General features: G+C 66.0%; 23 protein-coding genes and 1 pseudogene. 14 read left to right on the forward strand and 10 right to left on the reverse strand.

All coding sequences use genetic code 11. The features are described 5' to 3' along the window. The 5 genes and pseudogenes from ACIQ7H_RS09285 to ACIQ7H_RS09305 all read right to left on the reverse strand — a co-directional run. Positions 1 to 264, reverse strand: a pseudogene (locus ACIQ7H_RS09285) (hypothetical protein); the annotation flags it as partial. Positions 265 to 1,296: 1,032 nt separating this feature from the next. After that, positions 1,297 to 1,629, reverse strand: a complete 333-nt coding sequence (locus ACIQ7H_RS09290) for a nuclear transport factor 2 family protein (protein ID WP_395790674.1) — start codon at positions 1,627 to 1,629, stop codon at positions 1,297 to 1,299. A gap of 67 nt (positions 1,630 to 1,696) precedes the next feature. Beyond that, positions 1,697 to 2,296, reverse strand: a complete 600-nt coding sequence (locus tag ACIQ7H_RS09295; RefSeq protein WP_395790676.1) for a hypothetical protein — start codon at positions 2,294 to 2,296, stop codon at positions 1,697 to 1,699. A gap of 285 nt (positions 2,297 to 2,581) precedes the next feature. Continuing rightward, positions 2,582 to 3,040 (reverse strand): hypothetical protein, encoded by a 459-nt coding sequence (locus ACIQ7H_RS09300; protein WP_395790678.1) that lies wholly within the window; start codon positions 3,038 to 3,040, stop codon positions 2,582 to 2,584. A 135-nt stretch (positions 3,041 to 3,175) separates the two neighbouring features. Next, positions 3,176 to 3,982, reverse strand: a complete 807-nt coding sequence (locus ACIQ7H_RS09305) for a MipA/OmpV family protein (RefSeq protein WP_395790680.1) — start codon at positions 3,980 to 3,982, stop codon at positions 3,176 to 3,178. Between the two features lie 199 nt (positions 3,983 to 4,181). Here ACIQ7H_RS09305 and ACIQ7H_RS09310 point away from each other — a divergent pair, with 199 nt between their 5' ends. The 3 genes from ACIQ7H_RS09310 (at position 4,182) to ACIQ7H_RS09320 (ending at position 7,021) form a co-directional block, all read left to right on the forward strand. Next, positions 4,182 to 4,847, forward strand: a complete 666-nt coding sequence (locus ACIQ7H_RS09310) for a response regulator (RefSeq protein WP_395790682.1) — start codon at positions 4,182 to 4,184, stop codon at positions 4,845 to 4,847. A gap of 6 nt (positions 4,848 to 4,853) precedes the next feature. After that, positions 4,854 to 6,218 (forward strand): ATP-binding protein, encoded by a 1,365-nt coding sequence (locus ACIQ7H_RS09315; protein ID WP_395790684.1) that lies wholly within the window; start codon positions 4,854 to 4,856, stop codon positions 6,216 to 6,218. A 164-nt stretch (positions 6,219 to 6,382) separates the two neighbouring features. Then, positions 6,383 to 7,021, forward strand: a complete 639-nt coding sequence (locus ACIQ7H_RS09320) for a DUF2306 domain-containing protein (protein ID WP_395790686.1) — start codon at positions 6,383 to 6,385, stop codon at positions 7,019 to 7,021. Between the two features lie 110 nt (positions 7,022 to 7,131). Here the strand turns inward: ACIQ7H_RS09320 and ACIQ7H_RS09325 are convergent, their stop codons facing one another. From ACIQ7H_RS09325 to ACIQ7H_RS09335, 3 genes are read right to left on the reverse strand one after another with little or no spacing between them, the layout of a single operon-like run. Beyond that, on the reverse strand, positions 7,132 to 9,933 hold the full coding sequence (locus ACIQ7H_RS09325) for an AAA family ATPase (protein WP_395790688.1): 2,802 nt from the start codon (positions 9,931 to 9,933) through the stop codon (positions 7,132 to 7,134). A 3-nt stretch (positions 9,934 to 9,936) separates the two neighbouring features. Then, positions 9,937 to 10,698: a hypothetical protein gene (locus ACIQ7H_RS09330; RefSeq protein ID WP_395790690.1), complete on the reverse strand. Its 762-nt coding sequence runs from the start codon at positions 10,696 to 10,698 to the stop codon at positions 9,937 to 9,939. Then, complete coding sequence (locus ACIQ7H_RS09335) at positions 10,698 to 12,029, reverse strand: hypothetical protein (RefSeq protein ID WP_395790692.1); 1,332 nt, start codon at positions 12,027 to 12,029, stop codon at positions 10,698 to 10,700. Before ACIQ7H_RS09335 ends, ACIQ7H_RS09330 begins: the two co-directional genes overlap by 1 nt. A gap of 142 nt (positions 12,030 to 12,171) precedes the next feature. Between ACIQ7H_RS09335 and ACIQ7H_RS09340 the strand changes: the two genes are divergently transcribed. Next, the gene (locus tag ACIQ7H_RS09340) at positions 12,172 to 14,691 is read left to right on the forward strand and encodes a protein kinase (protein ID WP_395790782.1); all 2,520 of its coding nucleotides are present in this window, start codon (positions 12,172 to 12,174) and stop codon (positions 14,689 to 14,691) included. Between the two features lie 19 nt (positions 14,692 to 14,710). Here the strand turns inward: ACIQ7H_RS09340 and ACIQ7H_RS09345 are convergent, their stop codons facing one another. Both ACIQ7H_RS09345 and yhbY read right to left on the reverse strand, forming a co-directional pair. Beyond that, entirely contained in the window at positions 14,711 to 15,097 is a 387-nt protein-coding gene (locus tag ACIQ7H_RS09345; protein WP_395790694.1) for an Mth938-like domain-containing protein, read from the reverse strand. Between the two features lie 30 nt (positions 15,098 to 15,127). Further along, on the reverse strand, positions 15,128 to 15,430 hold the full coding sequence (gene yhbY / locus ACIQ7H_RS09350) for a ribosome assembly RNA-binding protein YhbY (RefSeq protein ID WP_395790696.1): 303 nt from the start codon (positions 15,428 to 15,430) through the stop codon (positions 15,128 to 15,130). A gap of 34 nt (positions 15,431 to 15,464) precedes the next feature. On the opposite strand from yhbY, the gene rlmE reads away from it, so the two are divergent. The 10 genes from rlmE (at position 15,465) to ACIQ7H_RS09400 (ending at position 25,059) form a co-directional block, all read left to right on the forward strand. Next, positions 15,465 to 16,178, forward strand: coding sequence for a 23S rRNA (uridine(2552)-2'-O)-methyltransferase RlmE (gene rlmE / locus ACIQ7H_RS09355; RefSeq protein WP_395790698.1), 714 nt, complete (start codon positions 15,465 to 15,467; stop codon positions 16,176 to 16,178). Next, complete coding sequence (gene ftsH, locus ACIQ7H_RS09360) at positions 16,175 to 18,082, forward strand: ATP-dependent zinc metalloprotease FtsH (protein WP_395790700.1); 1,908 nt, start codon at positions 16,175 to 16,177, stop codon at positions 18,080 to 18,082. Before rlmE ends, ftsH begins: the two co-directional genes overlap by 4 nt. A gap of 95 nt (positions 18,083 to 18,177) precedes the next feature. Continuing rightward, entirely contained in the window at positions 18,178 to 19,080 is a 903-nt protein-coding gene (gene folP, locus ACIQ7H_RS09365; RefSeq protein ID WP_395790702.1) for a dihydropteroate synthase, read from the forward strand. 124 nt (positions 19,081 to 19,204) lie between these two features. Then, positions 19,205 to 19,885, forward strand: a complete 681-nt coding sequence (locus ACIQ7H_RS09370; protein ID WP_395790704.1) for an FKBP-type peptidyl-prolyl cis-trans isomerase N-terminal domain-containing protein — start codon at positions 19,205 to 19,207, stop codon at positions 19,883 to 19,885. Between the two features lie 109 nt (positions 19,886 to 19,994). After that, the gene (locus tag ACIQ7H_RS09375) at positions 19,995 to 20,183 is read left to right on the forward strand and encodes a DUF1289 domain-containing protein (RefSeq protein WP_395790706.1); all 189 of its coding nucleotides are present in this window, start codon (positions 19,995 to 19,997) and stop codon (positions 20,181 to 20,183) included. Then, on the forward strand, positions 20,176 to 20,829 hold the full coding sequence (locus ACIQ7H_RS09380; protein WP_395790708.1) for an NUDIX hydrolase: 654 nt from the start codon (positions 20,176 to 20,178) through the stop codon (positions 20,827 to 20,829). Before ACIQ7H_RS09375 ends, ACIQ7H_RS09380 begins: the two co-directional genes overlap by 8 nt. Before the next feature lie 105 nt (positions 20,830 to 20,934). Beyond that, positions 20,935 to 21,786, forward strand: coding sequence for a sulfurtransferase (locus ACIQ7H_RS09385; protein WP_395790710.1), 852 nt, complete (start codon positions 20,935 to 20,937; stop codon positions 21,784 to 21,786). Positions 21,787 to 22,010: 224 nt separating this feature from the next. After that, complete coding sequence (locus ACIQ7H_RS09390) at positions 22,011 to 23,132, forward strand: polyketide cyclase (protein WP_395790712.1); 1,122 nt, start codon at positions 22,011 to 22,013, stop codon at positions 23,130 to 23,132. A 251-nt stretch (positions 23,133 to 23,383) separates the two neighbouring features. Next, entirely contained in the window at positions 23,384 to 24,328 is a 945-nt protein-coding gene (locus ACIQ7H_RS09395; protein ID WP_395790714.1) for an ABC transporter ATP-binding protein, read from the forward strand. After that, the gene (locus ACIQ7H_RS09400; RefSeq protein ID WP_395790716.1) at positions 24,325 to 25,059 is read left to right on the forward strand and encodes an ABC transporter permease; all 735 of its coding nucleotides are present in this window, start codon (positions 24,325 to 24,327) and stop codon (positions 25,057 to 25,059) included. The genes ACIQ7H_RS09395 and ACIQ7H_RS09400 overlap by 4 nt, the downstream gene beginning before the upstream one ends. The last annotated feature ends 2 nt before the right edge of the window (positions 25,060 to 25,061 follow it).

Consider the following 25,061-nt stretch of genomic DNA (forward strand, 5'->3'; position numbering starts at 1 on the left):
GAAGCAACGAGATCGCAAGCATGAGCGAATCCGCCACTCAGGAGAACGAATGACAGCTATCTGGTGAACAGGCTGTCTCAAAGGGGTTGACGCGTTCCGCAGCGATTGCTGGATCGCCACGAAGTCCGGCAGTGGCGGTGCACACCGCTTGGCGGCCTGGGGATACAGCCGCGCTGCCAGCGCCTCCGCGTCCAGATCGACCGGCCAGCTCAGGCCAGAAGCCGCAAACCGCCGCAGGCAGTCCTGCACGGTGGCGAGCGCCACGCAGACTGCTTGGGCAATCGCCCGGCCGCTGGCGCCGTGTTCAAAGTGAAGCCTGACATTTCAAGAATCTTGCGCATGGGTAACCTCGTCTGAGCCACCGTCGACCTCCGCTGTCATTGGGAGGCCGACGGTAGCGGGCTACCCGCCTACACCCCGACCGGCATGCCGTGGATTGGTGACCGGCATGCGCTGGAACGGGTGACCGGCATGGCGTGGAATACGCAGGTGCGGCCGTGCCGCGGCGAAAGTGAAGTTGGGCGTTCGCTCAGTGTGGTCAGCATCGTTGCAGCGCAGCTTGGCCAGCTGGAAAAGCTCAGCGCGTGGTCTGCGCAAGTCTGTGGGTCAGCGAACGGTGCCAGCGCTGCCGGTCTGCTCCACTCTTGCGGCGCCGGTTTTCGGGTTGCTGCTGGGGCGGCTTGAGTTGGGCGTGCCGAGCGTAGGTGTCCAAGCCGGGTTCGCGGGGAAACCATCAACGATGGAGGCGTCGGCAGAACTTCGCTGCGCGGCTCGGACGGCCCGACCGCGGTCTTTGCCTGGACGAACGAGGCCGTGCGGCGGGGCGCTCCAGCCATCGGGCGGCGCCTTCCAGCACGCGGCGTCGAATTCGACTTCGTTACACGGCAGCGACTTGCCGATATCCACACGGCCTGTGGATAAGTGTGTGCATGGCTTTGGGGCCGTGCTGCGCAAAGCCCCGTACATCAAGGGCTTGCTGGTGGCTGGGCAAAAACTGCCCAATCCAGATAAATCCTTGATATTCAATGGCTTGATAAATCAACTTGATGTCGAGTGGATCGGGCAAGCCGCAAAACTGTCGCTTGACAGAGCAGCGGATTTTGCTGTGCACAACTCACGGCTGCTTGGCCTGCATGTATCGATGCTGAAGCTGGCCGGGTGGAGGATTGTCAAGCGAGATCGACTGTCTTGGCGGCGCCCTCGGCTCGATCGGGAGCCTCGCTGCCGCGGCCGTGGGAGTGAGTTCTGGCTACCAGCGGAGTCGCCGCCCGCAGTCGATGTCCGCGCGGGTAGCGCTCAGCTGTAGAACCAGACGCAGCGGATCAGCCCATCGGTAATCCGATACACCGCGGCGACCTCGAAGGGCTGATCACGGATGCCGCTGACGCGCTCGTGGTCGATCACGGTGTCGCCGACGGCGATGCGATTGACCAGCTCGGCATGCAGCCCTTCAAGGTTGAAGCGCTCGTTGGCGTAGAACTCGCCCAGTGCTGCTCGTCCGCGCAGGCTGGGTTCGCTGGCGGGCATGCGCCAGACCTCGACGTCCTCCGCATAGAGCTCAAGAAAGCGCTGCAGATCGCGGGCGTTGTAGGCGTCGAGCTGCTGCTGGGCGATGCGGGTCGGGTTCACGAGGTGGGTCCTTGTTGGCAAGCGCCCAGCCTGCCACAGCTACGCGTCTGGCTGGATGCGCGCTTGCTCAACAGTCGCAAACGCTCGCAGTGCTGCCGACGGCGTCGAGAAGGCCATTCAGCAGCGCGGTGGCGATCTGGCCGCGATTGAACACCACGTCAAGCAGCGGCAGCGACACCACGCCGATCCATATGACATAGCCGAAGCCCGCGTAGTCGCCGAACACGATGGTGCGCAGCCAGTCCTGACCGAACAGACAGAAGCCTGCGACCACCGGGGTGGCGGTGAGGATCAACAGCGCGCTTGGCAAGAGGTGCGGCACGACACGCCGGCGCAGCGCCGCGGTGAAGCCCACGGCCAGCAGCACCCGCGCATCGGCGCCGGTGAAGATGCGGAATTCGCGATGCAGCTTGGCGGCGAGCTCGCGGTGCTCGGACTGAAGAAGCGCCGTCAAGCGAGTGCCGGCCCGTTGCAGGTCGGCGATCTCAAGCACGGCGCCCTCGGTGGCGCCGACCCGGCGGCTGCCTTGCCGGCACTCGCAGTCGGGCTTGAGCATTTCGTTCAGCACCGCGTCAATGCGTTGGAGCAGCCCGGTCGAGATGCTGGCCTTGAGCTGGGCGATGCGCGCTGAGTTCTGGCTGAGCATTCGCTCGGCCAGCCGGCCCAAGCGAGCCTCCTGCAAGCGCTGCGGCTGTGCATTTGCGCGTGTACGCAGCTCGCTGGCAAGCGGATGCCGTATCGCCGACTCCAGCTGGGTTGGCGCCAACAGCGACAGCAGACGCGCAACTCCACACAGCAGTGCCCCTGCAAAGCCGGCGACGGCAAGCAGTGTGCTGTAGAGGTGCGGGTGGCGGTGATCGTTCGGGCTGTGTTGGGTCTTGCAAGAGGCGCTGCATCGGCTGCGACTGATCGAAACACGCAGCAAGCAGCGTGAACCAGACAGGTTGGGCGCTCAGACCGGACTGGTGAGGCCTCGCCTGCCGACCGGATCAGCCAGTGTGGCAGCGGCGAATCCGGCCAGCGGCAAGGCCACGATGCTCAGTGCGATGAACCAGGCCGGGTGAGCAATCATCGCGAAGTTGGTAATTGCACCGAGAAGCACCAGGGCCGCGATCACGCCCGCGTACAGGCGTGGACGTCGGCCCGCGATGCGTGCAGCCAGCAGGCCACCGAGGAACGCCCCGCACAGCCAGCCCAACAGAACCAACAGCAGAGATCCGACTGGCGCGGTCGCAACGTGGGCGGCGATGGCGTCGAGGTCGCCGGGCTTCAATCCGGCGGGAGGGGGGTACAGCAGATGTCCCAGCTTCTCGATGCTCGCGATGCTTAGGCCGGCCGCGACCGTGCCGAGCACGGTGGCCAGTGCGCCGCGCGCAAGCCGAGCAAGGATGGTGCGGACGCGTGTGGTCATGGCTGCAGCTCCAGCGGGCGCTTACACGCCGCGCAGTCTAACTGCACTCCGGCCACGCGTGATCCGGCAACCGCACTGCGTGAGCGTGTGCGGCCGTCCGTGGCCAGCGTGCACGCCGGAGCCGTACCCGGACGCTCAGCGGAAGCGATACACCAGGCCGAGTACGGCGCTGGCATCCCCTTCGCGTTCGACCAAGGGGCTGTCTGCGGCCTGTTCGAGCAGCCGGGTCCAGACCAGGGCGCTTTGCACCGACCAGCGTGCACTGAGTTGGTACTCAAGACCCACACTGAGATCGGCCGCGTGCAGTCCAGCCTTCGGCGTGTAGAGCCGGAAGTCTGTTGCCGCCGCCTGCGCCGTGTTGACGCCGAAATAGCTCTGCAGGTAGCGCTCATCCGCCCAGTGCACGCTGGCGCCGAGAGAGAGCCCGGCACGCTGCGAAAGCATGATCGGATGCTCGACGGCGAGCGCCGCGCGCCACCCTTTGTGACCGTCCGAGCCCAACCCGCGCTGCACTTGCAGGGTCAGCGGCCCGTAACCGGCGAACACGCCGAACTCGGCACTGGCTTCGATCTCGCCCATGCCGGCCAGTCGCGCATCGCCCAATTCCACCGGGCCGGAAGGGTCGCTGTCCTTGCGGCCGCCATCAGCCCCGAGCACCGCGCCGAACTGCCAACCTGCATGGCGGAAGGCCGTCCAGCTCAATCCGCGATGATCGAACGCGAACTCTCCGAAGCGCTCGTGGCGATAGGTGGCTCCGCCCAAAGGTACGGCCGTGGTGCGTCGGTTGGGGCTGCCCGCATACGTCGGTTGATGCAGCGCGCCCAGCCCAAGCGATACCTCCCAAGGTGATTCTGCGGGTTCCTCAGCCCAAGCCAGGCCGGGGGCAGCGAGTGCCGCAAAGCTGAGGGCGCGCAACCGCGCGCATGACTTCCGGTTTCGCATCGGGACGCTCCAAGTGGGTGGGGCGCGCACTGTAGGCAGTGGCCGCTTTGGATTGGCTTAGCTGTGGGTGGCTCGCGTGCGCACACGACACGGGCGACCGGTATCGTTGCTTGCGATGCAGAAAGCGCGTCCGCCGGCACATGCCAGACATGGACGAACTTTCCGACACCGATTTGCCGCACGGATCGAGGAGGTGCGAGTGCATTTGCTGCTGGTGGAAGACGATCTGGACCTCGGCGCCGAGATCCAACGCGCCTTGCAGGGACGAGGCTTCAGCAGCGTGTGGCTGCGCTGCGCACGTGACGCCCGCGCGCATCTGGCGCAGGCCGAAGACGCGGCGATCGCCTGCGTCCTGTTGGATCTTGGCTTGCCCGACGGTGAGGGCCTCGATTTGCTGACGGAGCTGCGCGCTCGCGGTTCTGACCTGCCGGTGATCGTGCTCACTGCGCGCGATGCGCTTCATTCGCGGGAGGCGGGGCTGGATGCCGGCGCTGATGACTATCTGATCAAGCCGGTCGAACCCGCAGAACTGGCCTCACGTATCCGCGCGGTGACGCGTCGTGTCGGCGGGCACAGCAGCCAGGTGTGGTCGGTTGCCGGGCTGCAGATCGACACCGGCCGGCGCGAGGTGCAGATCGACGGTGACGTGATCGGGCTGTCGCCGAAGGAGTTCATGATCGTCGCAGAACTGGCTCGGCACGCAGGCCGCGTGTTGCCCAAACATCGTCTGGCGCGTTCGCTGGCGCCGCTGGGCGAACCCTTGGAGTTCAATGCGCTCGAGGTGCACGTCCACAACCTGCGCCGCAAGCTCGGTGCGGACACCATCCGTACGGTGCGTGGCGTGGGCTATGTGCTCGGAGGCTGAGCCCGGATGTTGAAGCCATCAATCGCCAGAAGGACCTTTCTGGCCCTGTCGCTTGCCTGCATCGTTGTGTGGGCCTCGATCTATCTGCAGGGCATGCAGCTGATGCTGGCCGAAGGCGGCAACTTCGACGACGAGCTGCGCTGGGTGGGCGAGGCCAGCGTAGAGCTCGCGCATGCGCATCCAGACCCGACCGAACTGCGGATGATCGTCGCTGGCTGGAGCGTGCTGGTGGACGATCCGGATCCGTTCATCGAAATTCGCATCAGCGATGCGGAGGGCAGCGTGCTGATCGGCGCGCACCTGCCCGCGATCTCGGCCGGGCCGGGCGATGCAGCAGGCCCCGGCTGGTACGAGGATGACGCGCAGGAGCCTCGCTGGCGCGCCTACGTCGACTGGACCGCCGACCGTCGCTGGCGGGTCCAGGTCACGCAGTCGCTGCAGCTGCGCCAGCGCGAGTTCGACCGCGTGATGCTCAGTGCCGAAGCGCTGGTGTTGCCATTGTTGCTGGGCATTCCGACGCTGATGCTGCCGGTGTGGCTTGCGGTCTATACCGGGCTGTCGCCCTTGCGCCGGCTGGTGGGCGAGTTGGCGGAGCGACGGCCCGGAGATCTAAGTCGTTTGCAGACGCCCGCGGTGCACGCGGAGTTGGCGCCGGTCGTGGATGAACTGAGCTCGACGCTGGGTCGCTTGCAGGCACTGCTGCAGCGTGAGCGCCAGTTCCTGGCGGACGCGGCGCACGAATTGCGGACACCGATCGGGCTGGTGTCGGCGCAGGTCGACACCCTTCTGCACGCCGGCTCAAGCACTGATCGCGAGGAGGCCGCGCGTCGGCTGCATCAAGGGGTCGGCCGCGCCTCGCGTCTGGTCAACCAGCTCTTGGCGCTGGCGCGGCTTGATTCCGCCGTGGAAGCAACGCCTCGGTCGGTGGACGTCGCCGACCTCGCGCGCGACAGCCTCGCAGCCCATGCCGAAGAAGCCTCGCGCAAGCAGATCGAACTTGGCTACGTGGGCCCCGACAGTCTGGTTCAGACCCCGCCAGGTGATGCACTCGAGTCGATCCTCAACAACCTGGTCGGAAACGCGGTGCGCTACGGGCTGACGGAAGGGCGCGTGCGAGTAGAGCTTTCGCCGCTACGCGACGGAACGGTTGAACTATGCGTCAGCGACGACGGTGCCGGCGTCTCCGAACAGGATCGCGAGCGGATCTTCGAGCGCTTCCGTCGTGGTGCAGATGCTCAGGGGTCGGGGTCTGGCCTGGGGCTGGCGATCGTCAAGTCCGCGACAGAACAACTCGGAGCCGGCCTGAGTCTGGAGGCCGGCCTCGATGGGCGCGGTTGCTGCTTCCGGCTGCAGTGGAGACGCTCGAATTGAGCGTGATCTGAGCGCACGAGCGGAATTCAAGACCTCAGGTTGGCGGCCTGTAGACCTTAGGGCCGGCAGCCCAACAGGCGGGCGATTGCTTCGACCAAAGCTCGCGCTAAGGCGTCTGCCCACGGCCCCGACTAGGGTGGCGCCTCGATCTTCGAGGGCTGCCCATGTCCGAAATCCAGATGAGTCCACGTGGCCGGCATGTCGTGTGGGCGCTGCTGAGCCTCCTCGCGCTTGCGACGGCTGCCTACACCTTGATCGCCTACGCTTGGTTGCCGCCCGCACAGCTCGTGGACCCAGCCATGGCAGCCGTATTCGAGGCCCGCTACGCGCTGTTGCTGAGCCACATCTTTGGCGCGGGTTGCGCGCTGTTGATCGGTCCTTGGCTTTGGCTGTCGGGGCTGCGCCGACGCAGGCCGGCGCTGCACCGTTGGCTGGGTCGCGTCTACCTGATCTGCGGAGTCGCCATCGGCGGCAGTGGCGGCTTGCTGCTGGCCTTGACTGCACAAGGTGGAGTGCCCGCGAGGCTGGGATTCTTCTGCCTGGCCAGCGCATGGCTGCTCAGCGGTGTGATCGCGTTCGTTCGAGTGCGCGCCGGCGACTTTGTCGATCATCGGCGCTGGATGCTGCGCAACTACGCACTGAGCTTGGCGGCGGTCAGTCTGCGCGTATGGATGGCCCTGTCCGGGCTGCTGGGTGTCGAGTTCGAACAGGCCTATCCGGTCGCCGCCTGGCTGTGCTGGCTGCCCAATCTGTGGGTGGCCGAGTGGTACCTGAGACGCTCTGCCGCGGTCGCCGCAGCTTGAAAGCATGTCGTCGTGCCACCTGCGAGCGCCGCTGCCGAGCCGCCAACCCAGCGCTCACGGGGTGAACGATGGGTCCCGGCGCAGATACGGCACGCCATCCAACGGCTTTGCTACGCAGCCATCTCACCGTCGTCGGCCCGTCGCAGCACCGCGACCGGCTGCGCCCAGGGGCTGCCTGGCCTGCGCTTGCTGGTGACCAGGGTCAGCTCGGAGGGCTGGAATACGTTGATGTTGTGGGTGACCGGCGTGGTCAGCACGTACTGCGCGCGAGTGGCTTTGAGGAAGGCGCTGACCTTGTCGATGTTGAAGATGTCGAGATGTGCGAACGGTTCATCGATGAACACGAAGCCGCCGGGGCGGTGCTCATCGCGCATCAGCGCCACCAGCAGCAGCAGCGATTTCATCACCTGCTGGCCGCCCGACGCCTCGCCATCGTCCAGCCCGATCCAGCCCTTCTTGTCGAACTCGAAACGAACCGTCAGCCCGGACTGCGCCAGCGCCAGATCGTCGTGGCCGAACTCGGGCAGGTCCATGTCGACGCCGATGCCGGCAAGCTCGGCCAAGTGGCGCAGGTTGCGTGCGTACTGGCGCAGGGTCGCGCGCAGCACGCTCAGGTAGGCGCCGCGGGCTTCATCGGTGCTGCGGCGTGCGCGCTCGGCGTGCGCAGCGCGGCGTTCGAGGTCGGTTTTCAGCGCATGGTGGTCGTCGGCCAGCTTGTCGCGCAGGCCGAGCACATTGTCATCGGTTTCCCAGTGGCCTTCGCGCAGGCGGGCTTCAAGGCGGTCGACCTCGCGCCGTACGGCCTGCGGGGTCTCGTAGGACTCGCGCAGTTCCGACAGGGCTGCAGTGCTGCGCTTCTCGAACGGAATCAGCGCGCGCTTGCGGCGGAAGGAAAGCAGCCGCTGCAACTGCTCGGTTCGCGCGCCCATCAGATTGCGTTCGGCCTCACTCCGCTGACGCTCCTCCTGCTTGAGTTCGGCGTCCAGACGGTCGCGCTCGCGCGAGTTCTGCTGGCGGCGGGTCTGCACTTCGACGTAGGCCGCTTCGCCAGCGGCGAAGGTTTCGGCCGCGCGCTGCACCGCGGCTTCGAGCATTTCGCGCTGGCTCTCGGCCTCGGCGAATTCCTCCGCGCGCGCGGCGAGCTGGGCCCCGGCCTGGCTGCCGGCCAGCTGTGCGTCGATCTCGGCCACGCGCTGGCTCAGAGTTCGGCGCAGGTCGACCAGCTCCAGCAGACGCGACTCGAGCTCGGCGAAGCGCGCCTCGCCTTCGCGCAGCTGGCGTTCTCGGGCGGCGGTGCCAAAGTAGCTGTCGTCCACACCCAGGTGGCGACCGCCGCGACGCTCCTTGTAGTAGCCCGCGGGCGTGATCCACTCCTGCTCGCGCGGCAGGCCGGCACCGAGCTTGACGTCCTCGACCCGCTGGATGCGCTCGAGCTGGCGTGGCAGCCACTCCGGCGGCAGCGCGCTGAAGTCGACCACATCGAGCAGGGTGCCCGGCGTGGCCCTGCCAACGGGTGCGCGGTCGGCGACCACGAAATGCTTGTAGCGGAGCCGTTCGCCGATCGCCCAGGCGGCCTCGCGGTCGCTGGCGTTCTCCAGCAGAACAACATGCCGATAGCCGGCCAGCACGCCCTCCACCGCGGCCTGCCAGGCCGGGTTGGTGACTTCGACGATTTCACTCAGCATGCGATGCGCGATGCCGGCGCGGTCGAGTTCGGCGCGGAACTGGCTTTCGAACTCGGGCACGAAGCGGCGGCCGCTGCGCCAGGCGCCGAGCTTGCCCTTCAGCGCCTCCAGCTCACGGTGAACGCTCTGTTCTTCGCCGGCCAGCTTGCCGGCTTCTGCGCGTGCGGCCTGGGCTTCTTCGCCCAGGGCGCGCGCGTCGACCTGATCCTGGCTGTCGAGCTGCGCATTCAGGCGATCTCGCTGCTGCAGCACCACGGTGTTTGCCGTATGTGCCGCGCGAGCGCGCTCCATCGCTTTCATCGCCGCCTGCCGTGCCGCGTCTGCAGTCTGTTGCTCGATGCGCAGTTGCTCTTCCGCCAGGTCGCAATCGCTGATCAGATGCGACAGCTCGCTGCGCTGCGCCAGCAGTTCGCGCGCCTTGCGTCGCTGCACGCCGAGCTGCGGGCGCGCGTTGCGGATCACCGCCAGCTGTTCGGCCAGCTCGACCCGCGGCAGCACATCGAGCATCAGGTCCTGGCGTTCACGCTTCAATGCCTGCCACTCGGCATGGGCGCGTGCGCGCCCTTCCGCCGCCTGCAGGCTGACGCCGAGCAGATTGAGCTGGTGATTGAGCGAGGCGCCTTCGCGCTCGGCTTCCTCCTGCTCATTGCGGGCGCGCTGGTAGTCGTCGAGGGTGGCTTTGTCACCGAACACATCGAATACAAGATCGAGCAGGGCGCGCGGTGACAGCTGGCAGAGCTTGTCGGTGGCACCCTGTTCAAGCGTGAGCACACGGCGGATCGCGCTCGACAGGCCGGCCGCTTCGAGCCGCACGCGGTACTCGCGCAGGCCGATCCACTCGCCGCGCTGGTCGGCCTCTTCGATGCTGACTTCGCCGCCGAGAATCGCGAACTGCCGCGTCCACTCGCCGCCTTTTTTCTGAATGCGGCAGAACAGACTGGCCTTCGGGTCCATCACCGGAAAGAACGGCCGCGCGCCGGTCGGACCGGGCGTATTGCCGACCACCGCGCGCAGCCAGGCGAAGGGCTTGCCGTTGTGGCGCAGATAGCTCTTGAAGTCGCGGTTGCCGGCGCAATCGATCGTCAGCAGGGTGCGCAGCGCATCGAGCAGGGTGGTCTTGCCCGAGCCATTGGGGCCGACCACGGTGATGATGTGGGCGTCCATTGGCAGGCTGAAGCGCTCCCAGTAGTCCCAGTGGACGACTTCGAGCTCACGGAATTCGAACATGGCCTAGTTGCCTTCGGGATCGGTGGCGAGCAGGTCGAGATCGAGACCCCGTTCGGCCTCCGGCTCGTCTTGGTCGGGCGCGGTCGTGTCCAGCAACGGCGCTTCGGCGGCGCGGATCGCGCGTTCGGCGCGCGCGGCCGGCGACAGCAGATCGGCGAGCGCGCCATCAAGAATCCGTCGGCTGGTGCGTTCGTAATCGAAGGCGAGATCGAGCAGCGGGCCTTCGCTGATTTCGCCGGCGCGGCGCAGGATGAAGCCGTGCCGGGCCAGCACGCCCAAATTGACGTTCAGGCCCATCTTGCCGCCGAGCTTGTCGCCGAAGTCGGCCACCAGGGTGCGCTCGCTGACCACCGGCGCGACGCCGGCATGGACCGGAATGGGCTTCTCTTCGGCAAACATCTGACCCTGTTGGGCCGACGCGGAATCCGAGTCCTGGCGTTCGATCTGGCGCTGGCGCTTGGGCAGGATGATCAGCGCCCACAGCACGATCAGCAGGGCGACCGCATTGCGGTCGAGCTGCAGCTGGTTCGACAGCCAGCCCTGGTCATGGGCGAACACCTGCTTTTCCTGCGCGCGCAGCAGGGCCAGGCCGATGTGAGCCGCGTACGGGTGCTCGCGCAGGCTCAGGCCGCAGGCGGCCAAGCGCTTGTCGAGGTCTTCGCGGAAGGGCTCATCGAGCAGGGCGCGTCGCGCGAGTTCGTCCTCGCGCGGCAGCCAGCGCTGCGCCAGCAGGCGCGCGATAAGGGTGGCAACGGGGTCTTGCATCAGTCCTCCATGCGATCAGCATCGCGCTGATCGCTGCTTGGGTCGGCAACCATGCTCAGCGGCCGCACGTCGCCTGCGCTGATCAGACGGATGCCGCCACGCCCGTGCAGGTCGATCTTGTCGTTGCTGAAGCTGACCCGCAGCCCCAGCCGCGCGAGTTCGGCCGCGGGGCCATCCAGCGCGGCGGATTCCGGGTCGCCGAGCAGGCCGAGCAGGGACATGCGATAGGCACTGCTGGCGTAGTCCTCGGCGGGCACCAGGGTCGACAGCGCGGTCGTGGTGGTCACCTCGGCCAGCTCGTCGCGCCAGCGGTACAGACGGCTGTTGTCTTCAGTGGCCATCGGCAGTTCGGCGGTGCGCGGTGCGGCCGCGGAGCCGGGCAGGGCGGCGACCTGCTGGGCCGCGCGCTCGCGGTCGAGCAGCTCGAACTCGGCGACATCCAGCGCGATCTGGTCCTGGATAAAGGCCGGCCGCGACGGAATCAACCACAGCTCATCGGCGACTTCGATCAGCCGCATGGCGTCCTGCTCGCGCAGCCAGCTGACCAGATCCGAGGAGGAAAGGCCCGAGTGGCCGAGATGGATCCGGTCGCGGTCGATCTGGTTCAGCGCGCGCGCGAATACGCTGGCCTGCCGCAGCAGGGCCGATTGCGCGCGGCCCACGGCCTGTGCAAGTCGATGCGTGCTGGGGTCGAGGTCAAGATCGATATCGGTGGTGATCTTGCGGACAACCTCGGTGCCGCGCTCGACCCATTGCCAGACCTGGTCCAGGCGCTCGGCGGCGGCGCGGATACGGTGCTCGGAGCCAGACAGCACCGCGCGGTCGAAGTCGTCGCGCAGTTCGGTCAGGCGCGACAGCAGGTGCGAAAGCTCGTCGGCGGGAATCACGCCCACTGCCTGGCTGGCGGCGATCTGCGCGGTCAGATAGCCGAGCCCGTCCTGATCGAAGGCCTTGAATTCCAGCAGGGTGGCGAGCGCAGCCAGCGCCTTGCGGCCGAGCGGCCCGACCCGATAGCGCTGGATCTCGGGCTCCCAGACCAGCAGTTCATGGTCCTTCAGGCGGCCGATGATCGTGTCGAGCTTGACTGGGTCGATAAAACACAGCTGTTCGCGCAGTTCTGCCGGACTGATGTCGGGCGGGTCGATACGCGCACCGATCGTGCGCAGCACCAGCAGCCGGGCCAACACCGCACCCTCGCTGCCGTGAAACAGGGCGGAGAACGCCCGCAGCAGGTCGCGCCCGCGCAGCAGATGCGCCAGCCCCGGCAGTTCCTCGGCGCTGACCCCGCTGGCGAGGTAGTCGTTGAAGCGGTCGTCGGGGGTTTCGGACATCTACAGAAAGGCGCGCCGGCAGGCGGGGCGGCGTAGGGTGGTGCAAAGTCCGGTGTGCTGCAAGCCGAGCCTGCAGGCGGGGCGAGGCGTGGCAGAGTTGCTATGCTGTCGCGTCCTTCTGCTGAATCCTTACTTGTCCGTCGTGATCGAGATTCCTGGCTACCGAATCGACCGCCCGCTCGGCCGCGGCGGCATGTCGACCGTGTATCTGGCTCTGCAGGAATCCGTGCAGCGCGAAGTCGCGTTGAAAATCATGTCCGGCACCCTGCTCGGGGATGAGGAATTCGGCGAGCGTTTCCTGCGTGAGGCGCGCATCGCCGCCAGCCTGCGCCACCCGAATGTCGTCCACCTTTACGACGTCGGTCGGCACGAAGACCACCACTACATGGCGATGGAGCACCTGCCTGGCGGGCCGGTGCTGACCCGGCGTGGGCCGCGCCGCGATTTCGCCTTTGCACGCAAGGTGGTGCGCGAGATCGCCAGCGCACTGGACTATGCGCACCGCCGCGGCGTGGTGCATCGGGATATCAAGCCGGACAACATTCTGCTGCGTGAGGACGGCAGCGCGGTGCTGACCGATTTCGGCATCGCCCGCGCGGGCGATTCGATGCGGATGACCCGCACCGGCGCGATCATCGGTACGCCGCACTACATGAGCCCGGAGCAGGCGCGTGGCCTGCCGCTGGACGGCCGTGCCGATCTCTACAGTCTGGGCGTGGTGCTGTATCAGTTGGTGCGCGGTGAGGTGCCCTACCAGGCCGATGATTCGGTCGCTGTAGGGATCATGCACATCACTGCGCCGTTGCCGCGACTGCCGGAATCGCTGGCCGTGCTGCAACCGTTGTTTGATCGATTGCTGGCCAAAGATCCTGCGCAGCGCTTCGAGAGCGGCCAAGCGCTGGCTGAAGCACTCGATCGACTCAGCGGTCTGGCGATCGAACTGCCCGAGCCCGCGCCACCGCGCGGTCGCGGCGGGCGTTCGCCGGCGCCGCTCGATACTCCCACCGTGGTGACCACGCCGGATGTCCCGGCCGCCAGTAGCCGCGAGCGGCATGCGCACGGTCCGGTGCTGGGGGCGATGGAGTCGATCGGACGAGCGCCCGATCGCCGACGCGAACCGCCCGCGCGGCGCACATCGGCGGCAGGTCCATCGAGCACGGCACGGCGGTCGCGCAAGCTTGTGTTCGCTGCCGGGGCGGCGCTGCTGGCGGTGCTGCTTGCGGGCTATGTCTTCGAAGATCGGCTGCGAGCCCTGTGGACTTCATCAAGCCGCACCGAACAACTGCAGCGTGCGGAGCAGGCCCTCGCGGCCGGACGCTTGCAGGACGACGGTAGCGGCCCCGGTGCACGCAGTCTCTACAACGCCATTCTGGCTGTGGAGCCCGACCACGAAGCCGCGCGTGAAGGCTTGCGGCGGGTTGGTCGTGGCCATCTGGAGTCGGCACGTGCAGCTGCCGCTGATGGGCGCGTGGCTGAGGCCACCGCAGCACTTGGACTGGCGCGCGGACTCGGCGTGGGCGCTGCTGAACTGGCCGAAGTCGAATCGCTGCTGCAGAACCCGGGCAGTCGGGACGTCGCTGAGGGCGAGCTCGCTGCTCTGGTGGACGCGGCCGCATTGGCGGTGTCCGAAGGCCGCATCGAGGAACCCGATACTGGCGCGCTGGCGCTGTACCAGCGGGCGCTTGCGCTGGAGCCCAACAATCCGGTGGCGCGAGCCGGCCTGCGCGATGCGCTGGCGCCACTTATCCAGCGCGCACGCGCACACGTCGAGGCTGGCGCGTTCGTGGAGGCCGAGCGTCTGCTTGCTGCGGTGACCCAGATCGACCCGTCCCACCTGGAGCTGCCTGAGCTCAAGGGCCGGCTGGCCGAAGCCCGCAAGGGTCGGGACGAGCAGGTCGAGGTCTTGTTGAGGCAGGCGCGACAGCGCATCACGCGCGGCGAGTTCACTGCGCCGGCTGGCGGCAGTGCGCGCGATGCCTTCACGGCGGTGTTGGCTTTGGAGCCCGAGCACGCCGAGGCGCGGGAGGCGCTGCGGCGCATGGGCGCCGACCTGCTGCGGCGTGCCGATGCGGCGATGGCCGATTTCGACTTCCCTGCTGCCGAATCCGCGCTGGATTCTGCAGCCCTTCTGGCGCCACCGCCGCAGGGTCTCGCCGCGGCACGCAAACGCATGGAGGAATCGCGCGCGCGCTACCAACGGCTGCCCAGCGGCGAGAGCGTTGACCCGGTCAAGGTGGCGGCGCTGATCGCCGCGGCCGAGGCCGCGATCATTGATGGGCGCCTGCTGCAGCCGCCGGGCGAGAGCGCATTCGACAGTCTGCGTGCGGCGCTGAGAATCGAGCCGGGCAATGCGCGTGCGCGCGAATTGATGGACAGCCTCGCCGGCCAGGCCAGGCAGCGGTTCGATTCGGCAATGTCGATCAACCAGCCCAACCGAGCGTTGCGGTACTTCGAAGGGCTGCAGGTAGTTGCGCCCGCGGACGCAGCACTGCCCTCGATGCGGCAGCGTCTGGCGGCAGCCTTTGTGGGCTTGGCCACCGAGCGCCTGGGCCGCGGCGAGACAGCGCCGGCGCGTCAGGCGCTTGAACGTGCCGCGGAACTCGAACCCAACAACACCGAACTGCCAGCTTTGCGTGCGCGCCTGGAACAGGCCGGCGGCTGATTGCTTGCGCCGCGCCAGCTCAACCGGGCTCGGGTGGGTCCAGCAGCAGGAGCGCCGCCACCCGTCGACCTTCCAAGGCCAACAGGTTGTAGGTGCGTGCCGCGGCCGCGTTGTCCATCACCTCAAGGCCGATACCGCGGGTCAGAAAGCCCGCAAACACGGAAGGCGGCGGAAACACCTGCCTGGCGCCGGTGCCGAGAATCACCACCTGCGGCTGCAGCGCCAGCATTTCGCTGATGAGTTCGGCGCCGAGATCGCCCGGTACTCGAGCGGGGAAGTCCTGCCAGACGCGATCAGGCATCACCAGCAGGCTGGAGCGGAATTCGGTGTCGTCGATGCGGACGCAGCCGTCGCCAACCCAGCGAATGGCGTACAAACCTTCGGGGCGCTCTTCGGCGAGAGGCATGGGCGATAGGTCGGATGAAGTCTGCTGCGCTTAGCGCGGCAGAGTGATCTGCTGACGGTCGCGACTGCGGCGGTACAGGGTGGCGATGTTGCCGATCCGCTGAACCAGGTTGGCCCGACTCTTGGTGACCATCTCGGCGACCATCTCGTCGCGCGCATCGCGGTCTTCGGCCGACACCTTCACCTTCACCAGCTCGTGGTGCTCGAGTGCAAGGTCGAGCTCGGCGAGCACGGCGTCGGTCAGACCTTTGCCGCCGATCAGAATCACCGGCTTCAGGGCGTGGGCCAGACCGCGCAGGAAGCGTTGCTGGGTATTGCTGAGCTGCTGGAACATGGTCGAACTTCTGCGTGAGGCCGCACAGGGTATCATGCGCGCCAGCCTTGGCTTGCCGGCCGGCTGTCCAGGCTCTCAAAGGATCGCGCCTCTGAAAACCCCCACCATCAACCGCAGCACCAGCAGCCGCCGCTGGTTGGCCGAGCACTTCGCGGATCCTTTCGTGAAGCGAGCGCAGGCCGAAGGCATGCGCTCGCGCGCGGTGTACAAGCTCGAGGAGTTGATCGAACGCGATCAGCTCTTGAAGCCCGGCATGCTGGTGGTCGATCTGGGCGCAGCCCCAGGGGGGTGGTCGCAGCTGGTCCGTCGTGAGCTTGGCGACAGCGGGCGGGTGATCGCGCTGGACATTCTCGACATGCCGCCGATCGCCGGGGTTGACTTCATTCACGGCGATTTCAGAGAGCCGGAGCCACTGTCGGCGCTGGAATCGGCCTTGGGTGGAAAACTTGTGGACCTTGTCCTCAGCGACATGGCGCCCAATATGAGCGGGATGGCGGCAGTCGACCAACCGCGCAGCATGCATCTTGTCGAACTCGCCCGCGACTTCGCCGATCAGCATTTGCGCCCAGGCGGCAACTTGCTTATCAAGCTGTTCCAAGGACAGGGCTCGGACGCCTTTCTCAAGGAGTTGCGCAGTCGCTACACGAAAGTGCAGGTGCGCAAACCCAAGGCATCCCGCAATCGATCACCGGAAGTCTACGCGCTCGCCACGGGAAGACGTGGCGGCGCCAACGAGGCCAGTAAATGAATGACCTTGCCAAGAATCTCCTGCTCTGGGTAGTTATCGCTGTCGTTCTGATGGCGGTGTTCCAGAGCTTCACGCCGCGTACCGGCGGCAACGAAACGGTGAGCTACAACCGCTTCATCGAGATGGTGCAGGACGGCCAGATCGCCAAAGCCGTTCGCGACGAGAACCGCGTAAGCATCCACGTGACGCGCAAGGACGGTGGCCGGTTCACCACCCAGGATCCGGGTGATGCCGAGTACTTCGTCAGCGACATGATCCGCTATGGCGTGGAGGTCCAAGGCACGCCGCCCTCCGGGCCGGGCCTGCTGACGCTGCTGATCACGATCCTGCCGTACATCATTTTCATCGGAATCTTCATTTTCTTCATGCGACAGCTCCAGGCCGGTTCGGGCGGTCGCGGCGCGATGAGCTTCGGGCGCTCGCGCGCCAAGCTGCAGGGCGAGGATCAGGTCAAGATCACTTTCGCGGACGTCGCAGGCTGTGATGAGGCCAAGGAAGAAGTCTCCGAACTGGTCGAGTTTCTGCGCGACCCGGGCAAGTTCCAGAAGCTCGGCGGCCACATTCCGCGCGGCGTGCTGATGGTGGGCTCGCCGGGTACCGGCAAGACCCTGCTGGCGAAAGCCATCGCGGGTGAGGCCAAGGTGCCGTTCTTCTCGATCTCCGGCTCGGATTTCGTCGAAATGTTCGTTGGCGTCGGTGCCAGCCGCGTCCGCGACATGTTCGAGCAGGCCAAGAAGCACGCGCCCTGCATCATCTTCATCGACGAGATCGACGCCGTAGGTCGCCACCGCGGCGCCGGGCTTGGCGGCGGTCACGACGAGCGCGAGCAGACCCTCAACCAGCTGCTGGTCGAGATGGACGGCTTCGAGGGTAGCGAAGGCATCATTGTCATCGCTGCAACCAACCGTCCTGACGTGCTTGACCCTGCGTTGCTGCGCCCGGGCCGCTTCGACCGTCAGGTGGTCGTGCCGCTGCCCGATGTGCGTGGGCGTGAGCAGATCCTCAAGGTGCACATGCGCAAGGTTCCGGCTGCTGCGGACGTCGACCCGATGGTGGTGGCCCGCGGCACGCCCGGCTTCTCCGGTGCGGATCTTGCCAACCTGGTCAACGAAGCTGCCCTGTTCGCGGCGCGCGAGAGCGCACGCGAGGTCAAGATGGCCCACTTCGACAAGGCCCGCGACAAGATCATGATGGGCGCTGAGCGGCGCTCGATGGCGATGAGCGAGTCAGAGAAGAAGCTGACCGCCTACCACGAGGCGGGTCACGCAATCGTCGGTCGAGTGGTGCCGGATCACGACCCGGTCTACAAAGTCACGATCATTCCGCGCGGTCGAGCACTGGGCGTCACCATGTACCTGCCGGAAGGTGATCGCTACAGCTACAACCGGGTGGCCATCGAAAGCCAGTTGTCTTCGCTGTACGGCGGTCGTGTCGCCGAGGAACTGATCTTCGGCGCTGACAAGGTCACCACCGGTGCCTCCAACGATATCGAACGCGCCACCAAGATGGCTCGCAACATGGTGACCAAATGGGGCCTGTCCGAGCTGGGTCCGATTGCCTACGGCGAGCAGGAAGACGAGGTGTTTCTGGGCCGTTCGGTGACCCAGCACAAGAACGTTTCCGATGACACTGCGCGCCGGATCGATGAAGTCATTCGCGGCATTCTCGATCGCGCCTATGAGCGTGCCCGCGAGATCCTGACCGAGAATCTCGACAAGCTGCACGTGATGGCGGATACATTGCTCACCTACGAAACCATCGACGCGAAGCAGATCGACGCGATCATGGAAGGGCGCCTGCCGCCGCCGCCGGCGGATTGGGTCAAGCACGACAGCCCGACACCACCGCGTGACAGCTCGGGCCCAGCCGCGGGTGCGGTGGGTGGGCCTGCCACGCAGTCCTGACTCCGGCACGACTGATTCGACAGACGCCCGCCTTGTGCGGGCGTCTGCCTTTGCGGCGCTGGTGCGCCCCGCATGCAGCCACTTCGAGGTCCGCAATGTTCGATGCATCTGATCTGAGCCACAGCTTTGACTGCGCCGGCCGTCGCCTGATCCTGGACCGCCCGCGGATCATGGGCGTGTTGAACGTGACTCCGGATTCCTTCTCCGACGGCGGCCGCTTGGGCGATTTGGATGAAGCACTGCGCCGCGCGCTGCAGATGGTGGAAGAGGGCGCCGACATCATCGACGTTGGCGGCGAGTCAACCCGCCCGGGCGCGGCCATGGTCAGCGTCCAGGAGGAGCTGGATCGGGTGGTGCCGGTGATCGAGCGTCTGGTCGCCGAAAGCGCGGTGCCGATCTCGATCGATACCTCGAAGCCTGAGGTGATGCGCGCCGCAGTCGCCGCGGGCGCCGGACTCATCAATGACGTCTGGGCGCTGCGGCGCGAGGGCGCGCTCGCGGCCGCCGCTGACTTGGGCGTGCCGGTGTGTCTCATGCATATGCAGGGCGAGCCGGACACGATGCAGCAGGCGCCGCTCTACGACGACGTGTGTGCGGAGGTGCAGCGCTTCCTGGCCGACCGCGTGTTCACCTGCGAATTGGCGGGTATCCCGCGCGCACGTATCCTGGCTGACCCGGGCTTCGGTTTCGGCAAGACGCTTGCCCACAACGCGCAGCTGATGAGCGGGCTCGCGCAGTTGGCTGATAGTCTGCCGCCGCTTCTGGTGGGGGTCTCGCGGAAGGCGATGATTGGTGAGATTACCGGCCGAGGTTTGCCGGATCGCACTGTCGGCTCGGTCGTGGCAGCGGTTCTTGCCGCGCAGCGCGGGGCCCGGATTTTGCGGGTGCACGACGTTGCCGCGACTCGCGATGGCCTCGCGGTTCTGCAAGCCCTTCCGCAGCGAACTTTGAGCCCTTCGGTGCGGTCTGTGGCGCCGCGCTGGGGCGATGAGGATTGAAGCGCCTGAATCGCTTCGGCGACCGCATTCTGCCGCGCCATGGCGGTTCCAACCGCGCGCGGTTATGCTTACCCGCTTTACGCCGTCCCCATCAGGTGGGCGGTTCACTTTGAGGAGGTTGTGCATGAAGTTGCGCTGGTTGTTTGCGTCCGTGGCGTTGCTGGGCATTGGTGCTGCGCACGCGCAGGACACCACCTCGGAGAAGGGCAAGCTGAGCTATGCCATCGGCTATCAGCTGGGCCGTGAAATGGCTGAGCGTGGAGTGGACCTTGATGTAGCCACCGTCGTAAGCGGCGTTCAGGAAGGCTTCGCCAAGCGCGATCCGAGCGTTCCGCCGGAAGAGATGCGCGCTGCCGTCGAGAAAATGCAGGAACAACTCCTGACCCAGGCCCGCGCTGAGTTCGAGCGCGTGTCGGCCGAGAACAAGGCCAAGAGCGAGCAGTTCCTGACCGCCAATCGCGCCAAGCAGGGCATCCAGAACCTCGCCAGCGGAATCCAGTACCGCATCATCGAGCAGGGCACCGGCCCGCAGCCGACTGCTGAGAGCACCGTGCAGATCCATTTCCGCGGCTCGCTGACCACGGGTCAGGAGTTCGCCAGCACCTACACTGGCAATGAGGCGGTGTCGATGAAGATCTCCGAGGCGCCGCTGCCCGGCTTGCGTGAGATTCTGCCGATGATGAAGGTCGGCTCACGCTGGGAGGTCTTTCTGCCCTCCGATATGGCTTATGGCGACAGCCCGCGCTCGCCGATCGGGCCTGGCCAGGCCGCAGTGTTCGACGTCAAACTCGTCAGCATGAACTGATTCGGCGCGCCGTTCGCGGCGCCCGCCGGAAACTCGTGTGGGGGACACTGCCAGGCAGTTGTCCCCCACGTCTTTTGTGGCCTCCTGATGAGGCCGGGAGTCGCCGCTCGTGAGCCTTTCCGTCCCCATCTTGAGCCCATGCATCGGCATCTGTGAGTTGGGCGAACATGGCCTGTGCACCGGGTGCTGGCGCACCGGTGATGAGATCGCCGCATGGTCGGCCTTCAGCCCGAGCCAGCGCGATTACCTGATGCAATTCGTGCTGCCGCAGCGAGAGGATCAGCACGATCGTGTCTGAATGGCCACGCTCGCCCTGCGATTTGGATGCCTGGGTCGCGGCTGCCCTGCATCCGCTGGCGCAGCCCCCGCAGAAGCCGCTGCCGGTGCCTGCCGAGCTGCTGGATCTGATCCCACCGGCATCCAGACTGCGTCGTGCAGCCGTGCTGGTCGGCTTGGTCGACCGAGGTCAGGGCACGCAGGTGATACTTACCCGGCGCACCGAGGGTTTGAGCAATCATCCGGGGCAGGTCGCGTTCCCGGGTGGTCGCTTCGACCCCGCCGACGCCAGCCTGCTTGACACTGCGTTGCGCGAGGCAAAGGAAGAGATCGCGCTGGCGCGCCAACACGTGCGTCCGCTGGGCTATATCGATCCGCTGCCAACCTTCACCGGCTTTCTGGTGCTGCCGGTGGTCGCCAGGGTTGCTGCAGCACATGTATCGATGCCCGATCCGCAAGAAGTTGCCGAAGTGTTCGAAGTGCCTCTGCGCTTCCTGATGGACCCGTCCAGTGTCGCGATCGAGCGCTCTCAACTGGCCGGTCGTAGCCGTCCGACCTGGAGCTTTGAGTTCGGCGGCCAGCGCATCTGGGGCGCCACCGCGGCGATGCTGGTGAATCTGCGCGAGCGCTTGTCTGAAAGCACCGCGATCCATCACCGGGCACCGTGATCGCTTTCCCATCCGACTTGGCGTGGCATGGTTAGGGTAGAGCGCAGGCAAGCGGTGCCGAGCACCGGGTTGAACCGGCTGAATCATCCAACAGGGGAAACGCGGATGAACTGGACGACGCTGGTATCGGCGGACACGCTGAAAGAGTCCTTCGATGCGCCGCTGCTCGCGATTGTCGATTGTCGTTTCGACCTTCGCGAGCCTTCGGCGGGCGAACGCGCCTACGCGCTGGGGCATATCGCGGGTGCGTCCTACGCCCACCTCGAGCGCGACCTGTCCGATCTCAGCAAGCAGGGCCGCGGGCGTCATCCCTTGCCGGATGCGGATCGCTTCTGCGCGGCGCTCGGGCGCTGGGGTATTGCTCCGGCTCACCAGGTGGTGGCCTACGACGGGCGCGACGGGGCCCTGGCCGCGCGCCTGTGGTGGATGCTGCGCTTGCTCGGGCACACGCGGGCAGCGGTGCTTGAGGGCGGGCTCGATTCGTGGCTGCGCGCAGGCGGGCGCATGGAGTCGGGCGCTGCACGGGTGCGATCCAGCGAGTATCGGGCTCGATTCTCGGTGCGCGAAGTGGTCAGCACCGCGGTGCTCGCCGCGCGTCTCGCCAACGGCAGCACCACCTTGATCGACGCGCGTGCCCGCGAGCGATTCCGCGGCGACGTCGAGCCCTTGGATCCTGTGGCCGGACACATTCCGGGTGGTCTCAACCGACCCTACATCGAGAACCTGAGCCCCGACGGGATGTTCAAACCGGAGGCCGTGCTGCATGCCGAGTTCGAGCGTCTGATCCAGCCGCGCGCGCCCCGCGATGTCGTGCTGATGTGTGGCTCGGGCGTGACCGCCTGCCACAATCTGTTGGCAATGGAGCACGCTGGCTTGTCCGGTGCCAGCATCTATGCGGGAAGCTGGAGCGAGTGGTGCAGTGACAGCAGTCGGCCGGTAGGGCGTGGAGATGCTTGATCCGACGGCAGACCACGCGTTTGGGCGCGCTTGCTGCATCGCTTGAGTTCAGATCGTGTGAACTGCGAAGCAGCGAAAAAACGTGCTCGGATTTGTCGGGCGTCAAGAGCTGAATGGCGGCTGGCCGCTGGGGGGTTGTTCGGCTATTCTTGCGGGCCTTGCATCCGACTGGAGGGAGCCCGGGCAGCCGGCGTCGGGATGCAGGTCACACCCGGAGATCCTGAATGACCCGTCTGATTGAATTCGTCATCGCCTTGGTGCTAGTCGCACTGTTGTTCGTGCTGGTTGGCGTGTTCCTGCCGAGCCATCGCTACGTGCGCCATAGCGTCGAAACCAACCGTCCCGCCCGCCTTGTCTTTGACCTCCTGAACGGGTTTCAGCGGTTCGGTGAGTGGCATCCGCTGCGCATGCATGATCCAGCCATCAGTTACACCCTGCAGGGCGAGCCTCGCGGTCTGGGCGCAAAATTGCTGTATGCAAGCGATCAACCCAAGATCGGCAGCGGCTCGTTCACGATCAGCGAGTCCGTGCAGAACGAGCGCATCGAGTTCACCATCGAGAGCGAGGCTTACGGCTACAACAAGACCGCCGTGTTCACCCTCGATGATCGTGGCAAGACCGTCGACATCAACTGGGAGTACGACGTCGACTACGGCTGGAACCTGTTCGGTCGTTACGCCGGCCTGTATGTCACCCGCACGGTCGGTGATGACATCAAGCTGGGCTTGACCAACCTGACCGGTTTGCTCGCGACCGTGCCGAACTTCAACTACGAGAACCCGATGGTCGATGTCCAACAGACCACCGTGAACTCGCAGCCTGCCCTGATCGCAAGCACTACGGCGGATCGCAACATCTCGGCGGTTGAAGAGGAGCTCGACGCCAAGATCACCCTGTTGCGCGGTGTGATCGAATCCAACGGTCTCGAAGCCGACGGCTCGCCGCGTCTGGTCACGGTCGAGTTCGCGGACAAGAAGTACAGCTTCGACGTGGTCATCCCGGTGCGTCGCCGCGCAGCGACCGCAACCGATCCTGCTGCTGACGTGGCATCGCCCGCCGCCACCCCGACATCCGTGCCGACCGCCGTTGCAGCGCCGGCGATTGCGTTCGAGGGGCTCAACCTGCCTGAGACCGTGGTCTCTGGCGTGACCTACGGCGGCCCGGTGCTGATGACCGACTACGCTGGCCACCCCGCATCGCTGCCGCTGATCCGTGACATGCTGCGTGCCTACGCGGCAACGCACGGTTTGTCCGTGACTGACCGCGCCTACGAGGAATACCTGACCGAGATCAGCGAAACCTCGGTGGAAGATTCGACCTTCAAGGTGTACTGGCCGATTCTCTAGAGCCTGCCGCGGCTTCGGCTGCCGGCAATCACAGCGGGCGCGGGGGCAACTCCGCGCCCGCTGTCGTTTCCAGACACGCGAACTCGGCACTTACCGCTGTGCCGAGCCGGGAACTTTTTTTCGCCATCGTGGTATTCGGGTCGCGGCGAACACGGGCGAAGCGTCGCATCCCGACTCTCAGCCAACGCAGTGCAGGGAGATGCCGCCAGCGTCGCGCCGCGTCAGCGCATGACAACAACAGGACGACATCCATGATCGAAACACGACAGTTGTGCAAACGCTACGGCCAGTTCACCGCGGTCGACAGCGTGAGTTTCCGTGTCGAGCCCGGTCAGGTGCTGGGTTTTCTCGGCCCCAACGGCGCCGGCAAATCCACCACCATGAAGATGATTGCCGGCTTTCTTGCTCCGACTTCGGGCAGCGCCAGCGTCTGCGGCTTTGACGTTTCCAACAACCCGATCGCCGCCAAGCGCGTGCTCGGCTATCTGCCTGAAGGCGCACCCAGCTACGGCGAAATGACCCCGCTGGGCTTCCTGCGTTTTGTGGCCGAGGTGCGCGGCATGAGCACCGCCGACACCATCCGCCGAATCGATGAAGTGGTCGGTCGGCTGCAGCTTGCCAAGGTGCTGCAGCAGCCCATCGATACGCTGTCCAAGGGCTTCAAGCGCCGGGTTGGCTTGGCCCAGGCGATCCTGCACGACCCGCAGGCCTTGATTCTCGACGAGCCCACCGACGGCCTGGACCCGAATCAGAAGCACGAAGTCCGCGCGCTGATCCAGTCGATGGCGCGCGACAAGATCATCATCATCTCGACCCACATCCTTGAAGAAGTGCACGCGGTCTGCTCGCGCGCCATCATCATCGCGCGCGGCAAGCTGCTGGCCGATGCCACGCCTGACGAGCTTGAGGCGCGCTCGCGCTATCACCAGGCGGTGTCGCTGACCGTGTCCAACCCGGTCGCGTTGAAGGAAGGCCTGGCCCGCATCGAAGGCGTGTCCGCTGTCGAGATCGATCCCCAGGACGGCCGGATCACGGCCTTTCCGCGTCGTGGCGAACGCATTCTTGATCGGATCAATGCGTTCCTGCTTGCGCAGAAGATCGACGTCTCCGAAATGCAGCTTGAGCGCGGCCGCATGGATGAAGTGTTCCGCAGCATCACCTTGCCGGCTGCAGGCAAGCAGGAGGCGCACGCATGAACCCCACTCTCGCAATCGCCCGCCGCGAGCTGGCGAGTTACTTCGCTACGCCGGTGGCCTACGTCTTCATCGTTATCTTTCTGGCGATGGCCGGCGCGCTGACCTTCTACCTCGGGGGCTTCTATGAGCATGGCCAGGCAGACCTGCAGCGATTCTTCGTCTTTCATCCGTGGCTGTACCTGTTCCTGGTGCCGGCGGTGTCGATGCGGCTGTGGAGCGAGGAGCGCAAGTCCGGCAGCATCGAGCTGCTGCTGACCCTGCCGGTGACGATGTGGCAGGCGGTACTCGGCAAGTTCCTGGCTGCCTGGGCCTTCATCGGCATTGCTCTGGTGCTGACCTTTCCGATGTGGATCACGGTCAACTATCTGGGTGAGCCCGACAACGGGGTGATTCTGACCAGCTACCTTGGCAGCCTGCTGATGGCGGGCGGCTTTCTGGCCATTGGCGCCTGCCTGTCGGCCGCCACCCGCAATCAGGTGGTCGCCTTCATCCTGACCGTAGTGGTGTGCTTCCTGTTGCTGCTGGCGGGCTTTCCGCTGGTGCTGGATTTCATCCGCGCGCTGTTGCCGTCGGTGCTGGTGGATGCCGTCGCCAGCCTGAGTTTCCTGACCCATTTCAAAGCCATCTCACGCGGCGTCATCGACCTGCGTGACCTGTTGTTCTTCCTGTTGACGATCGGCTTCTGGCTTGCCGCCAGCGCCGTGGTGATCGACCTGAAGAAAGCCGACTAAGC

This window comes from Aquimonas sp., from assembly GCF_044377145.1.
In the GTDB taxonomy this organism is placed as follows: Bacteria; Pseudomonadota; Gammaproteobacteria; order Xanthomonadales; family Xanthomonadaceae; genus Aquimonas.

Bases quoted from the DNA above. Each gene is read 5' to 3' on its own strand.
- ACIQ7H_RS09300 (WP_395790678.1), bottom strand. From the start codon at position 3,040: ATGACCACACGCGTCCGCACCATCCTTGCTCGGCTTGCGCGCGGCGCA.
- ACIQ7H_RS09305 (WP_395790680.1), bottom strand. From the start codon at position 3,982: ATGCGAAACCGGAAGTCATGCGCGCGGTTGCGCGCCCTCAGCTTTGCG.
- ACIQ7H_RS09315 (WP_395790684.1), top strand. From the start codon at position 4,854: ATGTTGAAGCCATCAATCGCCAGAAGGACCTTTCTGGCCCTGTCGCTT.
- ACIQ7H_RS09320 (WP_395790686.1), top strand. From the start codon at position 6,383: ATGTCCGAAATCCAGATGAGTCCACGTGGCCGGCATGTCGTGTGGGCG.
- ACIQ7H_RS09325 (WP_395790688.1), bottom strand. From the start codon at position 9,933: ATGTTCGAATTCCGTGAGCTCGAAGTCGTCCACTGGGACTACTGGGAG.
- ACIQ7H_RS09330 (WP_395790690.1), bottom strand. From the start codon at position 10,698: ATGCAAGACCCCGTTGCCACCCTTATCGCGCGCCTGCTGGCGCAGCGC.
- ACIQ7H_RS09335 (WP_395790692.1), bottom strand. From the start codon at position 12,029: ATGTCCGAAACCCCCGACGACCGCTTCAACGACTACCTCGCCAGCGGG.
- ACIQ7H_RS09345 (WP_395790694.1), bottom strand. From the start codon at position 15,097: ATGCCTCTCGCCGAAGAGCGCCCCGAAGGTTTGTACGCCATTCGCTGG.
- yhbY (WP_395790696.1), bottom strand. From the start codon at position 15,430: ATGTTCCAGCAGCTCAGCAATACCCAGCAACGCTTCCTGCGCGGTCTG.
- rlmE (WP_395790698.1), top strand. From the start codon at position 15,465: ATGCGCGCCAGCCTTGGCTTGCCGGCCGGCTGTCCAGGCTCTCAAAGG.
- ftsH (WP_395790700.1), top strand. From the start codon at position 16,175: ATGAATGACCTTGCCAAGAATCTCCTGCTCTGGGTAGTTATCGCTGTC.
- folP (WP_395790702.1), top strand. From the start codon at position 18,178: ATGTTCGATGCATCTGATCTGAGCCACAGCTTTGACTGCGCCGGCCGT.
- ACIQ7H_RS09370 (WP_395790704.1), top strand. From the start codon at position 19,205: ATGAAGTTGCGCTGGTTGTTTGCGTCCGTGGCGTTGCTGGGCATTGGT.
- ACIQ7H_RS09385 (WP_395790710.1), top strand. From the start codon at position 20,935: ATGAACTGGACGACGCTGGTATCGGCGGACACGCTGAAAGAGTCCTTC.
- ACIQ7H_RS09390 (WP_395790712.1), top strand. From the start codon at position 22,011: ATGACCCGTCTGATTGAATTCGTCATCGCCTTGGTGCTAGTCGCACTG.
- ACIQ7H_RS09395 (WP_395790714.1), top strand. From the start codon at position 23,384: ATGATCGAAACACGACAGTTGTGCAAACGCTACGGCCAGTTCACCGCG.
- ACIQ7H_RS09400 (WP_395790716.1), top strand. From the start codon at position 24,325: ATGAACCCCACTCTCGCAATCGCCCGCCGCGAGCTGGCGAGTTACTTC.